General features: G+C 54.5%; 1 protein-coding gene. It reads left to right on the forward strand.

The window, feature by feature from the left end; translation table 11 throughout:
• The first annotated feature begins 443 nt into the window (after nucleotides 1-443).
• Complete coding sequence (locus ACZYOF_RS43965; RefSeq protein WP_463719617.1) at nucleotides 444-875, forward strand: hypothetical protein; 432 nt, start codon at nucleotides 444-446, stop codon at nucleotides 873-875.
• Nucleotides 876-948 lie beyond the last annotated feature (73 nt).

Genomic DNA, 948 nt, shown 5'->3' on the forward strand with positions numbered 1-948 from the left:
AGTCACCTTCCTGCCTGGCATCAAGCATGGCATTTGCCATCGTTACACCTCCACCGATCCGCTCATGCCAGGCTGTATCGCGCGCAAGCCGAAGGATGGCTAGGTGGGGGCCTCATGCCGGTTACGATCAAGTGAAACGCATTTCAAGCGTAACAGGACCGCTCTATCGCTCAGGCGGCGGGATTGCAGATGCGACGGCCCCATCGGGCTAAGGGAAATGTCGGCTCAGGGTCAAAAGCGCCGCTTAGAAGGTTGATCAGTCACTTCCGGTCTATCCCGATAAACAGACCAATTTCAGAACCCGCGCGGACTTCGCATCAGACCGGCGGAAAGTCCGCTTCTCCTGCATTCTGCGCTGTCGCGATCGAACTTTATTAATCTGCTCATCCACCTTTTAACCCTTTCGAAGTAGACAATGGAGTCAGGCAGCGGCGGTGCATATGATGAGTGGCGAAGACCCTGTTACCAGCCTCCTCAATGTCGATCTCGACATACGTGGCAATGCTCGCGACGTTGCAGATTTCTTGAATTCGCTCGACTCCTCCGTCGTTGTGCTTAATGGCACCGGCCAAGAAGCATCCCTGGAGCTCGCTAAGGATCATTCCACACTCGAAGAAGCCGTATTGGGTCTAGTTGAGTTTGTCAGCGCACTTCAACCTGAACGCAAGAATATCTGGGACCGGCTTGACTTTCGGAGGCTCAACGTGGGCATCCAGGCTGCTTGCAAGCCTCACGTAGCACTGTTTGCCATCTCGACTAAGGCACTTGAAATGACGGCGGCTCTTCGATTTGAAATCCTTTTTACGGTTTATGCGCCGGTACAGGGGATGTCCCGATCGGTGTTGAACTACGTCGGGCCGACGTTGCCAGAATGAATGTTACGCGGCCCTTGTGACATGGGCAACGGGCTTGATCGTCATGGGATTGTGGTGAGCTTGAAGGGCCGCA

The sequence above is a fragment of the Bradyrhizobium sp. LeoA1Lang genome (assembly GCF_055413685.1).